This is a genomic window from Nonomuraea rosea (genome assembly GCF_039539705.1).
Taxonomy (GTDB): domain Bacteria; phylum Actinomycetota; class Actinomycetes; order Streptosporangiales; family Streptosporangiaceae; genus Nonomuraea; species Nonomuraea rosea.
In genome coordinates, this window is sequence record NZ_BAABDQ010000001.1 from 77,042 (window position 1) to 90,565 (window position 13,524).

Below are 13,524 nucleotides of genomic sequence, written 5' to 3' on the forward strand. Positions count from 1 at the left end.
TCCTTCTGCTGCCGGTCCGGACCAGCCGGACCGTCGTGCTCGGCAGCCTGCCGATCGCGGTCACATCGGCGGCGGGCCTATTGTCTCGTCTTCCGCGGGTATGCCGTGGCCATCGGCGTCCCGTCCAAGCCTCACGGGCGGGCGGCTATTCCCATCTGAACAGCTCGTCCCCCACGTGCACCGCCCCTTCCGCCACTCCGGTGACGGACTCGGAAAGGGCGTCCAGCGCGACGACCGGACACACGGGCGAGCGCCCGCCCGCCTCGATCGCCGCCGGGTCCCAGGCCACCACCGGCTGCCCGGCGCTCACCCGGTCGCCTTCGGCCGCCAGGAGCTGGAAGCCCCGGCCTTTGAGCTGGACCGTGTCGATACCCAGGTGCACCAGCACGCCCTTGCCGTCGTCCCCCACGATGACGTACGCGTGCGGATGCAATTTCATGATTTTTCCCGCGATGGGGGCCACGGCCTTGCCCGGCCCCCTCAGCGGATCGATCGCCGTTCCCGGCCCCACCATGCCCGCGGAGAACACCGGATCGGGCACGGCGGCCAACCCCACAGCTGCCCCCTCAACCGGGGCGAGAACAGTCGTCATGGTCTCGCCCTTAGCCGATGATGTCCTCGATGTCGCTGGCGATCGTGTCCGCCTCCGGCCCGACGACGACCTGGACCACGTTCCCGGCGGCCATCACGCCATGCGCGCCCGCCGCCTTGAGCGCGGCGTGATCGACCTTGGACGCGTCGTGCACCTCCGTGCGCAACCGGGTGATGCAGGGCTCGATGTCGATGATGTTGCCGGCACCGCCGAGCCCGGCGATGATCGCGTTTGCATCCGCCGCCATCCGGTCCTCCCTAGCACTAACACTGCGACCAGGCTAAACGACGCTCAGTGATCAGTCGGTCTGGGTGACCTTGTTCAGCCCGCGCGGCGCGTCGGGGTCGATGCCGAGCCGGCGGGCGAGCGCCTCGGTGAGGAGCTGGCCGGGCACGATCAGGCCCATGGGCGCCACCCATTCGGGCAGGTCGGGGCCGTTCAGCGCGGCCGTGCCCGCCTCGGCGAGCGCGGGTCCGCCCCCGATCGTGTACGCCGCCGCGCCCGCGGCCACCACCCGCTCGGCCAGCGCGACGGTCCCGGACAGCGTCGGGCTGTTCTCGGCGGCGACCAGCAGCGCCGGGGTGTCGGCGTCGACCACCGCGATGGGCCCGTGCAGCAGGTCCGCGTAGGACAGCCCCATGGCGTGCAGGTAGCAGGCCTCCTTGAGCTTCAGCGCCGTCTCCAGCGCCGTGGAGAACGCCAGCCCGCGCCCCGACACCACCACGCCCGGCTTGTCCAGCAGGCCCGCGACCACGGCCTCCAGGTCGCCAGGCTCGGCGATCAGCTTCTCCACCGCGTCGGGGACCCGGCGCAGGTCGTCCGCGTCCACGTCGGCGCCCAGGCCCAGCGCCAGCACGGCCAGCGCGGCGAGCTGCGTGGTGTAGGTCTTGGTCGCGGGAACGGCCTTCTCCTCCCCCGCCACCGTGCACAGCGCCACGTCCGCGGCCTGCGCGAGCGGGCTGTCCGGGCCGCCGTTCGTGATGCCGACCGTGCTGGCGCCGCAGTCCTTGGCCCAGGCCAGCGTCTCGACGATCTCCTCGGTACGCCCCGACTGCGAGATCGCCACGGCCAGCACGCCGTCCAGGTCGAGCTTGCGCTTGTACGTCGTCGCGATCGACGGCGCGGCCAGCGCCGACAGGCGGCCGGCATGTGATTCGACCAGGTAACGGCCGTACACTGCTGCGTTGTCGGAGGTGCCACGCGCGATGAACAACAGCTGGCGGGCCCGCTCGCCCACCGCTCTCACCTCGTCCACCCGCGGGAGGAGGGCGTCCAGAGTGGCTCGCAGCGCGGCCGGCTGCTCGGCGATCTCGCTGCGCATCTTGGTGGTCATCTCGGGCTCATTTCTCAACTCACTACGGTTCGGGCTTGACCGTCTTTCCTGCCATGTGGTCTAGTCCGGACTAGACCAGTACGAACCATAACCCATTGCCTATGTCAGATCGAGGGGAGGATCCGTGGCGCACATCGATCCGGACAGCCCGGTGCCCAAGTACTTCCAGCTTCGCGAGATCCTGCTGGACCTCATCGACAGCGACGAGCTCAGCATCGGGGCGGCCATCCCGTCCGAGCGTGAGCTCTGCCAGCGCTTCGGCCTGTCCAGGATGACCGTACGCCAGGCCGTCGACCACCTCGTGTCCGAGGGCCGGCTGCATCGCGTACCGGGCAAGGGGACCTTCGTCGCCCGGCCCAAGATCGAGCTGGCCCTGCAGCTCACGTCGTTCTCCGACGACATGAGGGCCCGCGGCATGATCCCCGGCTCGCGCGACCTCGACCGGCGGATCGTGCGCGCCAGCGCCCACCTCGCCAAGGAGCTGGGCATCCAGCCGGGCGAGGAGGTGCACTTCATCGAGCGCCTGCGGACGGCCGACGGGGAGCCGCTGTCCATCGAACGGGCGCACATCCCGGTCAAGCTCGCCCCGGGCCTGGCCGACCAGGACCTGTCGGACAGATCACTCTATGAGCTGCTGGAGAGCCGCTACGGCCTGGTCATGGACGCCGGCGAGCTCACCATCGACGGCGGCATCGCCGACCCGAGCGACGCCGACCTGCTGAAGCTGCCGCGTGGCGGCGCCGTGCTGCTGCTGCAGCGCAGGTCGTACTCCGGCGGCACCTGCGCCGAACTCGGCGTGTCCACCTACCGTGCGGACCGCTACCAGTTGCGCACCATCCTCGAAATGCCCGTGAGACGGGGCTGAGGGCCCGACCCGGCCGGCTCTTGCCCTTCCGGCTTTCGCCCTCCCGGCTCCTGTCCTCCCCGGCTCCACCCCCCGGAGGAACACCCGGTGAACGAGACCAAGGCCGCACGGCCTTCGCCGCTCGCTCGCGTGATGACCGTGCTCCAGCGGCTGGGCCGCTCGCTGATGCTGCCCATCGCCGCCCTGCCCGCGGCCGCCCTGCTGCTGCGCTTCGGCCAGCCCGACATGCTCGGCTCCAACGGCGCCGAGCCGGGCGGCCTGGCGGACGTGGCGGGGTTCGGCTGGATGACCGAGGTCGCCGACGTGCTGGCCGCCGCCGGCGAGGCGCTGTTCGAGAACCTGCCGCTGCTGTTCGCCGTCGGCGTGGCGATCGGCTTCGCCCGCAAGTCCGACGGCAGCACCGCGCTCTCCGCCGTGGTCGGCTACCTGGTCTTCGACCGGGTGACGAAGGTGATGTTCTTCGGCTCCGACATCAGGGACACCGTCCTGATCAAGCAGGTGCAGGACCAGGGCGTCAAGGAGATCATCGACTACGGGGTGCAGAACCCCACCAAGGTGCTCGGCGGCATCGTGATCGGCCTGGTCGCCGCCCTGCTCTGGCAGCGCTTCCACCGCATCAAGCTGCCGTCCTGGCTGGCGTTCTTCGGCGGGCGCAGGTTCGTGCCGATCATCACCTCGATCGTGGCGCTGCTCATCGCGGTGGTCTTCGGCTGGCTCTGGCCGGTGATCGGCGAGTGGATCCGGCACGCGGGCGAGGCCCTGGCCGCCATCGGCCCGGTGGGCACCGGCATCTACGGCCTGATCAACCGCCTCCTGATCCCCCTCGGCCTGCACCACTTCGTCAACTCCGTCGTCTGGTACGTGGTGCCGCAGTGCGACGTGGGCGGCCGGGTCATGGGCGGCGACTGGAACTGCTACTTCGGCGGCGCCGCGCACTCCGGCCAGTTCATGGCCGGGTTCTTCCCGATCATGATGTTCGCCCTGCCCGCCGCCGCCCTGGCCATGTGGCGCGCGGCCCCGCCCCACCGCAGGGCCGCCGTGGGCGGCATCATGCTGTCGGCGGGCCTGGCGTCGTTCGTCACCGGGATCACGGAGCCGATCGAGTTCGCCTTCCTCTTCGTGGCGCCGCTGCTCCTGGTGGTGCACGCGATCCTGACCGGCCTGGCCATGGCGTTGACCACCCTCATCGGCGGCCAGCTCGGCTTCGGCTTCTCCGCGGGCCTGCTCGACATGCTGCTGAACGCCAGCAAGTCGAACACCCAGAACTTACCCGGCATCCTGCTCCTGGGCGTGATCTACGGCGCGATCTACTACGTCGTCTTCACGTTCCTGATCCGCCGGCTCAACATCCTGACGCCGGGCCGCGAACCCGAGCTCGACGTCGACTCGGGCGAGACCACCGACGAAGGCGAGCGCGACGACGCGGGCGGGGGCGGCGCGGGGGAGACCGGCGGCGTTTCCCCGCGCCCCGACCCGGGGTAGAACCCAGCCATCCCCCACGAATGGATCAACGGCGGATCGCCGTGCGGGGGTGAGCACGCGTGCCCAGAGCCTCAGAACCACCTTCTGCCTGGTCATCCGTGTGGTCATCGGCCTTCGCGGTGCTGCAACGCATCGGCCGCTCGCTCATGATGCCCATCGCCGTCCTGCCCGCCGCGGGCCTGCTCTTCCGCTTCGGCCAGGACGACCTGCTGGGCAAGGACGGCCTCGGCGCCGTGCTGCCCTGGCTGCTGCCCGTGGCCAAGGTCATGGCCGCGGCCGGCGGCGCCCTCTTCGACAACCTGCCCCTCCTGTTCGCCGTCGGCGTGGCCATCGGCTTCGCCCGCAAGTCCGACGGCAGCACCGCGCTCGCCGCCGTGGTCGGCTACCTGGTCTTCGACCGGGTGACGAAGGTGATGTTCTTCGACGCGGGCCAGGGCGCGGTCTACGAGAAGGTCCTCCGGACCCTCCAGAACGGCACCCCCGCGCTCGACCTGGGCGCCCAGAACCCGACGGGCGTGCTCGGCGGCATCGTCATCGGCATCACGGCCGCCCTGCTCTGGCAGCGCTTCTACCGCCTGAAAGCGCCCTCCTGGCTGGCCTTCTTCGGCGGCCGCCGCTCGGTCCCGATCGTCACCGCCATCGCCGCGCTGCTCCTCGGCGTCGTCTTCGGCCTCTTGTGGCGCCCTATCGGCGACTGGCTCGCGCAGGTGGGCGACTGGCTCTCGGTCCACGGTACGGCCGGCACCGGCATCTACGGCGTGGCCAACCGCCTGCTCATCCCCATGGGCCTGCACCACTTCCTCAACACCATCGTCTGGTTCACCCTCCCCGAGTGCCACGCGGGCGTGGACGGCGCCACCAGGGCCGCGGCAGGCGACCTGAACTGCTATTTCGCCGGCGAGCAGGGCGCGGGCATCTTCATGACCGGCTTCTTCCCCGTCATGATGTTCGGCCTGCTGGGCGCGGCCATCGCCATGTGGCGCGCGGCCCCGCCCGAGCGCCGCCAGGCCGTCGGGGGCATCATGCTCTCGGCCGGTCTGACCGCCTTCGTCACCGGCATCACCGAGCCGCTGGAGTTCGCGTTCATCTTCGTGGCCCCGGTGCTCTTCGTCGTGCACGCGCTCCTGACCGGCCTGTCGATGGCCCTGATGGCGGAGCTGGGCGCCCGGCTGGGCTTCACGTTCTCCGGCGGGGCCATCGACCTGCTGCTGAACGCCAGCAAGTCCAACACCCACGGACTGGGCACGATCATCGTCTTCGGCCTGGCGTACTTCGTCGTCTATTACGCGATCTTCGCCACCCTCATCCGCTATCTCAACCTCCCGACACCCGGCCGCGAACCCGCCGAACCGTAGATTTGGGGTTGCCGAAACATCGAGCGGGGAATCCAGCTCTCCCCCACTTTCCGCAGCTAAAAGGGACAAAGGCCGACGGGAATCGAGGAAGTTGGCGGCCAACGTATATTCCGGCAGGGCCGAAAACTCCTTATATCGATTCTTTCTCCACCCGGATATCGGAGGACGCGTGTCCAGAGCCCCCCACCCAGCCACCGCCGCCGCTGCCATCGCATCCATCCCGGCCCCACGCTCGGCGGACATGCCCTGCGGAGCCCCGGCGACGCACCCCCTGGTCTGGGGCCCGCCGGGCTCCATGCCGGACGAGCGCCGGCTGCGCCACCTGGGCCAGGCCCTGGCCGAGGTCCTGGCGGGCCGGCGCCCTCCCGAGACCCTGGTGGACCGCCTCACCGACCAGGCCTACCGGGACCTGGTACGGGCCGGGCGGATGCTGCACGCGTCCCAGCCGCCGCTGGCCAAAAGCCTCCACGTGAACGAGCCACGCGACGGAGCCATCGAAATGTGCGTGCTCGTCCAGTGCGGCGAGCGCAACCACGTCCTCGCCATCCGCCTCGAACGGCACGGCGTCCAATGGCTGTGCACCGACTTCGAAACCGCCTAGAAACCGCGTAGCGGCCCCACGATCATGGGGCCGCTACGCTTCCCGCGAAGCGCCGACACCACTGCCATCAGGCAGAACGCAGCTGCGATTCCAACGAGAAGCGACACCCACGGCTTCCCGTTCGTGACCAAGAATGCCAATAGCGGCCCCGTGATCACGGGGCCGCTATTTTGAGCTACTTCGGTGTCCCGAAGAAGCGGCAGGGCCGGCGTCAGGTGACTAGGTCACCCACCCAGAACGGCCTCAGACGGCGTTCTTCGGGTCGCCGTGGCAGCGCTTGTACTTCTTGCCGGACCCGCACGGGCAGGGCGCGTTCCGCTCCACGTTGCCGTAGGCGGCCCGCTCGGCCTGCGTCGTGGTCACCTTGGTGTGCTCGACGTCCCCCTGCTCGCCAGGAGCGGAGTATTCGAGCTCCGCAGGCCGCTCAGGCCCACGCAGCCCGCGCGCGATGATCGAGCGGGTCTCCGCCAGGACCGCGTCCTCCTGCTCTTCGACGATCGGGTTTTCCTGCACCTCGACCTCGAGGTTGAACAGGAACCCGACGGAGTCCTCCTTGATGCCCTCCAGCATCGCGGCGAACATCTCGAAGCCCTCGCGCTGGTACTCGATCTGCGGGTCCTTCTGCGCGTAGGCCCGCATGCCGATGCCCTCGCGCAGGTAGTCCATCTCGTACAGGTGCTCGCGCCACTTGCGGTCGAGAACGGACAGGATCACGCGCCGCTCAAGGTCACGCGTGGTCTCGGGGCCGAACTCCTCCTCGCGCCTGGCGTACGCCGCCAGCGCGTCGGCCTTGATCTTCTCCGAGATGAGGTCGGCGGACAGCTCCTCGCGGCCACCGGCCTCCTCGATGACGTCCTCGATCCTGACCGTGACCGGGTAGAGCTCGCCGAACGCCTTCCACAGCTTCTCGAGGTCCCACTCCTCCGCGAAGCCCTCGGCCGTGGCGCCCTGGACGTAGCCCTCGATCACCTCGCCGACGAAGCCGCTCACCTGCTCGTGCAGGTCGGCGCCCTCCAGCACGCGGTGCCGCTCGGCGTAGATGACCTTGCGCTGGCGGTTCATCACCTCGTCGTACTTCAGAACTTCCTTGCGGATCTCGAAGTTCTGCTGCTCGACCTGGTGCTGGGCGGAGGCGATGGCCTTGGAGACGATGCCGGACTCGATCGGCTGGTCGTCGGGGATCTGCAGCCTGGTCATGATCGCCTCGACCCTGGCCGAGTTGAACAGGCGCATGAGGTCGTCGCCGAGCGAGAGGTAGAACCGCGACTCGCCGGGGTCGCCCTGACGGCCGGAACGACCGCGGAGCTGGTTGTCGATGCGGCGCGACTCGTGGCGCTCGGTGCCCAGGACGTAGAGGCCGCCGAGCGCGGTGACCTCGTCGTGCTCGGTCTTGACCGCGGCCCTGGCCTTCTCCAGCGCCTCGGGGTAGGCCTTCTCGTACTCCTCCGGCGTCTCGACCGGGTCGAGCCCGCGCTGGCGCAGCTCGATGTCGGCGCGGAACTCGGAGTTGCCGCCGAGCATGATGTCGGTGCCTCGACCGGCCATGTTGGTGGCGACGGTGACGGCGCCCTTGCGGCCCGCCTCGGCGATGATCGACGCCTCACGCGCGTGGTTCTTCGCGTTGAGCACCTCGTGCTGCACGCCACGCCGCTTGAGCGCCTTGGACAGCCGCTCCGACTTCGCCACCGAGGTCGTGCCGACGAGCACCGGCTGACCGGCCTCGTAGCGCTCCTTGATGTCGTCGACCACCGCGTTGAACTTGGCGTCCTCGTTCTTGTAGACCACGTCGGCCTGGTCCTTGCGGATCATCGGCCGGTTGGTCGGGATCGGGACGACGCCCAGCTTGTACGTCTGGTGGAACTCGTTGGCCTCGGTGACGGCGGTGCCGGTCATGCCGGACAGCTTCTCGTAGAGGCGGAAGTAGTTCTGCAGGGTGACCGTGGCGAGAGTCTGGTTCTCGTCCTTGATCTTCACACCCTCTTTGGCCTCGATGGCCTGGTGCATGCCCTCGTTGTAGCGGCGCCCGTGCAGGATGCGGCCGGTGAACTCGTCGACGATCAGGACTTCGCCCTCGGTGACGATGTAGTCCTTGTCCTTCTTGAACAGCTCCTTGGCCTTGAGCGCGTTGTTCAGGAAGCCGACGAGGTGGGTGTGCTCCGGCTTGTACAGGTTGTCGATGCCGAGCCAGTCTTCGACCTTCTCGACGCCGGCCTCCAGGATGCCGACCGTGCGCTTCTTCTCGTCGACGATGTAGTCGCCGGTGCTCTCTTCGCCCGGGTTCTTCGCCTCGACGCCCTTACGCAGACGCGGCACGATCTTTGCGAACTCGTTGTACCACTTGCCCGACTGCTCGCCAGGACCGGAGATGATCAGCGGCGTGCGGGCCTCGTCGATCAGGATCGAGTCGACCTCGTCGACGACCGCGAAGTTGTGGCCGCGCTGCACGCACTCTTCGAGCGACCAGGCCATGTTGTCGCGCAGGTAGTCGAAGCCGAACTCGTTGTTGGTGCCGTACGTGATGTCGGCTTCGTACTGCTTGCGGCGCTCGTCGGGCTGCTGGCCGGACAGGATCATGCCCACGTCGAGACCGAGGAACCGGTAGATGCGGCCCATGTTCTCGGCACCGACCTTGACCAGATAGTCGTTGACGGTGATGACGTGGACGCCCTTGCCGGAGATGGCATTGAGGTACGCCGGGAGCGTACAGGTCAGGGTCTTGCCCTCACCGGTCTTCATCTCCGAGATGTTGCCCATGTGGAGGTTGGCCCCACCCATGATCTGCACGTCGAAGGGCCGCTGGCCGAGCACGCGGCGGGCCGCCTCGCGCACGGTCGCGAACGCTTCGGGAAGCAGATCGTCGAGGGTCTCGCCATCCGCATAGCGTTGTTTGAATTCGTCCGTCATGGCGCGCAACTCCGCGTCGGACAGGCTCGTGAAGTCGTCCTCGATGGAGTTGACCTGGTCTGCGATCCGCTTGAGCTTGCGCAGGATCTTGCCTTCGCCGGCACGTAGGATCTTGTCGAGAATGGCTGCCACTTTATGTAAAGCTCCTCGCAGGTCTACCCCGGCGGCGCCGCCAGGAGGAGAGGCCGAGACAAACTTCCCCGATGCCCATCGTAGGCGGTTCAGCAACCAGACACAGCCACCGTCGCGACACCGTGGTGAGAGCGTGGCGGACACGTTGGTGGACACCTTGGCGGACACTGTGGCGGACACCGTGACGGCGAGGCCGCAGACCGCGTCTGGGAGAATGGTGCAAGGCAGAGAGTATGCCGGTTGACAGCCGGCTCGCACCAATAAGCGGGATATCCGGCAAAGGGAAGGATTTGTCATGGTTGAGGGGAAGAAGTCGGAGCAAACGGAGAATCTCGGCAGCCACGGCGGCCGCGCCTCGTCCTGGCTCGCCGTGACGGTGATGCTGGTGGGCACCATCGTGGCCGGCTTCGGGATGACGGCCGACAACTGGACACTCGTCTGGATCGGCGCCGGAGTGTTCGTGGTGGGCGGCATCCTCGCCCTGGTCTTCGACATCTTCACCGACGTCGTGATCGATGCGCCCCGGGTGGGGATGCACGCGGAAGACCACCGCTGACGCACGCTTCAACGGCGGGCACCCGACCTCACGGGTGACCCGCCGTCGCCATCTCCACCCAGCCGAGTACGCCCTCACCTCCCGGGCACACCTCCGCACGAGACCGCCCACTCTTGCCTCGCCCGCCAGCCGGATGCGGCCACCAGCGCGGACGCATCCCAGCCTGCGAGTGCAGCCACCAGCACGGACCCACCCAGCCTGCGGGTGCAACCCTCGACACCCACCGGGCTCCATCCACCGGGCTCCACCCGCCGATGCCGGCCACCGTTTCTGTCGGTGCCGCCCGCTAGATTTCTCGCATGCATCCCCGTACGGACCCGCAGCCATGAGCGAGCACCCGACCGATCTGACCGCCGACGAGGCACGCCGGGTCATTCTGCGCTCCCAAGGGCTGATCGGCGCCGACGCGCGCAAGGGCGGGGTGCACGCCATGCTGCGCAGACTGGGCGCCGTCCAACTCGACACGATCTCGATCCTCGCCCGCTCCCACGAGCTGGTCGCATACGCCCGCCTGGGAGCGGTGGGCAGACCGAAGATCGAGCGCGCCTATTGGCACGATCCCGCCCAGAGCTTCGAATACTGGTGCCACGCCGCCTGCATCCTGCCCATCGAGCATTGGCCCCTCTACTCCTTCAGGCGCCGGGCCTACCGCGAGCGGCGCTTCCGCTGGCACGAGGTCCCCGACGGGGTGGAGAAGCTCCTTGACCAGGTCCGCGAGTCCGGCCCGCTGACGACCTCCGACGTGGGCGGCGCCAAGAACGGCGGCCCGTGGTGGGACTGGTCAGACTCCAAGATCGGCCTGGAGTGGCTGCTCGACATCGGTGAGCTGGTCTGCAGCCGGCGTGTCGGGTGGCGCCGCGTCTACGACCTGGCCGAGCGCGTGGTCCCCGCCGACCTCCTGGCCGACGACCTCTCCGACGAGGAGTGCATTATCCGGCTGGCCGCCATCGCAGGCCGCTCGCTGGGCGTGGCCAACCGGACCGACCTCATCGACTACCTGCGCCTCAAGGGCCGTTACGCGGCGATACTCGACGAGGTCCTGCTCAGCGGCGCGACGGGCCTGGTGCCCGTGAGCGTCGCCGGCTGGCCGGGCAAGAAGGGCCAGGGGAACGCCTGGGCGGACCCGGCTGCCCTCGAGTCCGAGCCGCGCGGCGGCCGCCATCGCACGACGCTGCTGTCGCCGTTCGACTCCCTCATCTGGCATCGGGGCCGCACCGAGCGGGTCTTCGGCTTCAAATACCAGCTCGAGCTCTACGTGCCCAAGCACAAGCGCGTCCACGGCTACTTCACGATGCCGGTCCTGGCCGGTGGCCGCCTGATCGGCCGCGTCGACCCGGCCCGCGAAGGCACGACCCTGGTGATCAGGCAACTCCACCTGGAGCCCGGCCTCTCGCCCGCCAAATACGCCGGCGCGTTAAGCGACGCCGTGTGGTCGGCCGCCGAGTGGGTGGGCTGCGACGCCGTACGCGTCGAACGCGCCGACCCCCCAGAGCTCATCCCGCTCCTGACCACCCAAAAACCCTGAGCACTGTCCCCCTGCCACCAGAACGCACCGAACGCCCGCCAGCACCCCCTCCGGACACGCGTCCAGAGGGGATGGCGCCCTGCCGAGAAGCCCTCAACAGCGAGCCCCAGACGTGCCCACATTGTCCTGAGCGGGCGACACCCCCCTCGCGACGGAGGGCGTTGAGCACGCCCTTGTCCCGGTTGGTCAGATGCAGGCCTGGCGTGAGGTTGGACGCTGCTCAACCGCTCCGTTGGTCGGCACGGTCCTGGTGGCTGGGCATAAAGGGTGCGTCGCTCGCTAGGGACTGAACGTCCGAGCCGATGACCTGAGCACCCCACCACGAGCCGATGGCTTGAACGCCTGACCCGGAGCGAACGGGCTGAAGCGCTCCAACCGCGAGGGCACCAGCCCCACCGCGAGGCGATGAGCCGAGCGGCCCCGGGCAAGCGAATGCGCTGAGCGCCGCCGCGCCCGCGAGGCGCGGTGTCAGAGCTCAGCGTCTCCACATGTCCAGACCGGTCCCAGCCAGTACACGGTACGGTCCCGGCCAGTACGGGTGTACGGGTCCGGTATGGGCCCAGCCTCCGCTAGCCCTATGTGATCTCCAGCATGCGCTCCCGCACCGCGTAGACCACGGCCTCCATCCGCGAATGCAGCTGCAGCTTGTCGAGGATGTTGCGGACGTGGTTCTTCACGGTGTTCTCCGAGATGAACAACTGCTTGGCGATCTCGCGGTTGTTCATGCCCTTGGCCACCAGCCGCAGGACCTCCATCTCGCGTTCCGTCAGCCGCGGCACCGGAAGCTGAGGCGGGCGCTCGTTCTCCTTGCGGCTCATCGTCTGGAACTCGTTGATGAGCTTGGCGGCCATCGCGGGGTTGATTAACGACTGACCTTCGTGGACGCCGCGCACCGCAGCAGGGACGTCGTTGATCTGGACGTCCTTGAGCAGATAGCCGGTGGCTCCCGCCTTGATGGCCTCGAAGAGGTCTTCTTCCTCGTCGCTGACCGTCAGCATGATGATGCGGGTGCTGGGGACGGAGGCCTTGATGCCCTTCGTGGCCTCGATCCCGTCCTGCCGGGGCATGCGTACGTCCATGAGGGCGACGTCGGGCATGAGGCGGTCGGCCAGTTCGACCGCCTCTTGCCCATCGCTCGCCTCACCAACCACCTCTATGTCCGGCTCAGCAGCCAACGCCAGCGCCAGGCTCCGCCTGATCAGCTCGTGATCGTCAACGATCAGGACGCGGATCGGCTCGCTCTCCGGCGGGCGCACCTCACCAGACTCGGTCACGAGACCTCCTTGATCCGCCTCGCGACTGTACCCTCGCTTCGCTCGCTCATCTGAACCTGACTGAGCTCGCTCACGTCTCCTCCTCGTCGGGGGGGCCAGAGCCGTTGAACCGCAATGATGGCACGTATGCCACGGTTCTCGGGTGGTCGAGAAGATCTTTTAGCGGACGATCAGGGCTCTACGAGCCGCAACACGCCGTAGTTATAGCCGCGTCTGTTGTAAACGACACATGGCTGGCCGCTCTCTTTGTCACGGAACAGGTAGAAATCATGGCCGACCAGCTCCATCTCCAGCAGGGCCTGGTCGATGGTCATGGGTTCTGCTCTGTGGAATTTCTCCCGCACGATGAGCGGCCCATCGCCGTCCATCTCGATCGGGACGATGTCGTCGTAGCGTTTGTCGCTCTGTACCAGCTCGTCCTCGTCGGGCTCGGCCGGTTTGGGGACGGGCGGAGCCGTCCGCGTGGCCAGGTCGGCGTCGGGGAGCGTTGCGGTGATCTCCGCCACGGAAGGCGGGCAGTGGTTGCCGTGATGGACTTTGCGCCGGTCGGCCAGTCGCCTGAGGCGGCCTTCCAGCTTGTCGAGGGCCATGTCGAGGGCTACGAATCGGTCGTCGGCCGAGGCTTCGGCGCGGATGGCCGGTCCTCGAGAGTGAATGGTGAGCTCGACGCGCTCCCGCTGTGCGGCGAGGCGCGGATTGCGTTCTTTGGACACCTCCACGTCGACTCGGATGAGTTTGTTGTCCAGACGTTCGATCCTGGCCAGCTTGGTCGCCACTTGGTCGCGGAACCGATCACTCACTCCTGTGTGCCGGCCCTTGACGATGATGTCCATGCAACAGCCCCCCTTCGTCTAACGACTGAGCAAGAGCGCCCGGCAACGTGCCTGCCGGACGGGGTCTTCTGT

The 13,524-nt window shown here is 68.2% G+C and carries 12 protein-coding genes; 6 read left to right on the plus strand and 6 right to left on the minus strand.

Annotation, left to right across the window (positions count from 1 at the left end; translation table 11 throughout):
* Positions 1-145: 145 nt before the first annotated feature.
* Genes ABEA43_RS00380 through ABEA43_RS00390 form a run of 3 tightly spaced genes read right to left on the minus strand, consistent with a single transcriptional unit; the run spans position 146 to position 1,925 of the window.
* Positions 146-592, minus strand: coding sequence for a PTS sugar transporter subunit IIA (locus tag ABEA43_RS00380; RefSeq protein WP_345557393.1), 447 nt, complete (start codon positions 590-592; stop codon positions 146-148).
* 10 nt (positions 593-602) lie between these two features.
* Positions 603-839 carry a PTS sugar transporter subunit IIB gene (locus ABEA43_RS00385; protein WP_345557395.1) on the minus strand — a complete coding sequence of 79 codons (237 nt, stop codon included), beginning with the start codon at positions 837-839 and terminating at the stop codon, positions 603-605.
* 51 nt (positions 840-890) lie between these two features.
* Positions 891-1,925, minus strand: a complete 1,035-nt coding sequence (locus ABEA43_RS00390; protein ID WP_345557397.1) for an SIS domain-containing protein — start codon at positions 1,923-1,925, stop codon at positions 891-893.
* A gap of 124 nt (positions 1,926-2,049) precedes the next feature.
* On the opposite strand from ABEA43_RS00390, the gene ABEA43_RS00395 reads away from it, so the two are divergent.
* The 4 genes from ABEA43_RS00395 to ABEA43_RS00410 all read left to right on the plus strand — a co-directional run bounded on the left by ABEA43_RS00395 (position 2,050) and on the right by ABEA43_RS00410 (position 6,228).
* A complete protein-coding gene (locus ABEA43_RS00395; protein WP_345557399.1) occupies positions 2,050-2,790 on the plus strand; it encodes a GntR family transcriptional regulator in 741 nt (246 codons plus the stop codon).
* An 87-nt stretch (positions 2,791-2,877) separates the two neighbouring features.
* Complete coding sequence (locus tag ABEA43_RS00400) at positions 2,878-4,272, plus strand: PTS transporter subunit EIIC (RefSeq protein WP_345557401.1); 1,395 nt, start codon at positions 2,878-2,880, stop codon at positions 4,270-4,272.
* A gap of 119 nt (positions 4,273-4,391) precedes the next feature.
* Positions 4,392-5,627: a PTS transporter subunit EIIC gene (locus tag ABEA43_RS00405; RefSeq protein ID WP_425570138.1), complete on the plus strand. Its 1,236-nt coding sequence runs from the start codon at positions 4,392-4,394 to the stop codon at positions 5,625-5,627.
* 241 nt (positions 5,628-5,868) lie between these two features.
* Positions 5,869-6,228 carry an Rv3235 family protein gene (locus ABEA43_RS00410; protein ID WP_345557405.1) on the plus strand — a complete coding sequence of 120 codons (360 nt, stop codon included), beginning with the start codon at positions 5,869-5,871 and terminating at the stop codon, positions 6,226-6,228.
* Positions 6,229-6,471: 243 nt separating this feature from the next.
* Here ABEA43_RS00410 and secA read toward each other — a convergent pair whose 3' ends face one another.
* Positions 6,472-9,264, minus strand: coding sequence for a preprotein translocase subunit SecA (gene secA / locus ABEA43_RS00415; protein ID WP_345557407.1), 2,793 nt, complete (start codon positions 9,262-9,264; stop codon positions 6,472-6,474).
* Between the two features lie 295 nt (positions 9,265-9,559).
* Here secA and ABEA43_RS00420 point away from each other — a divergent pair, with 295 nt between their 5' ends.
* Both ABEA43_RS00420 and ABEA43_RS00425 read left to right on the plus strand, forming a co-directional pair.
* Positions 9,560-9,820 carry an HGxxPAAW family protein gene (locus tag ABEA43_RS00420; protein WP_345557409.1) on the plus strand — a complete coding sequence of 87 codons (261 nt, stop codon included), beginning with the start codon at positions 9,560-9,562 and terminating at the stop codon, positions 9,818-9,820.
* A 325-nt stretch (positions 9,821-10,145) separates the two neighbouring features.
* On the plus strand, positions 10,146-11,345 hold the full coding sequence (locus tag ABEA43_RS00425; RefSeq protein ID WP_345557411.1) for a winged helix-turn-helix domain-containing protein: 1,200 nt from the start codon (positions 10,146-10,148) through the stop codon (positions 11,343-11,345).
* Positions 11,346-11,920: 575 nt separating this feature from the next.
* Here ABEA43_RS00425 and ABEA43_RS00430 read toward each other — a convergent pair.
* Entirely contained in the window at positions 11,921-12,619 is a 699-nt protein-coding gene (locus tag ABEA43_RS00430) for a response regulator (protein ID WP_345557413.1), read from the minus strand.
* A 170-nt stretch (positions 12,620-12,789) separates the two neighbouring features.
* Positions 12,790-13,452, minus strand: coding sequence for a ribosome hibernation-promoting factor, HPF/YfiA family (gene hpf / locus ABEA43_RS00435; RefSeq protein WP_345557415.1), 663 nt, complete (start codon positions 13,450-13,452; stop codon positions 12,790-12,792).
* Positions 13,453-13,524: the final 72 nt, after the last annotated feature.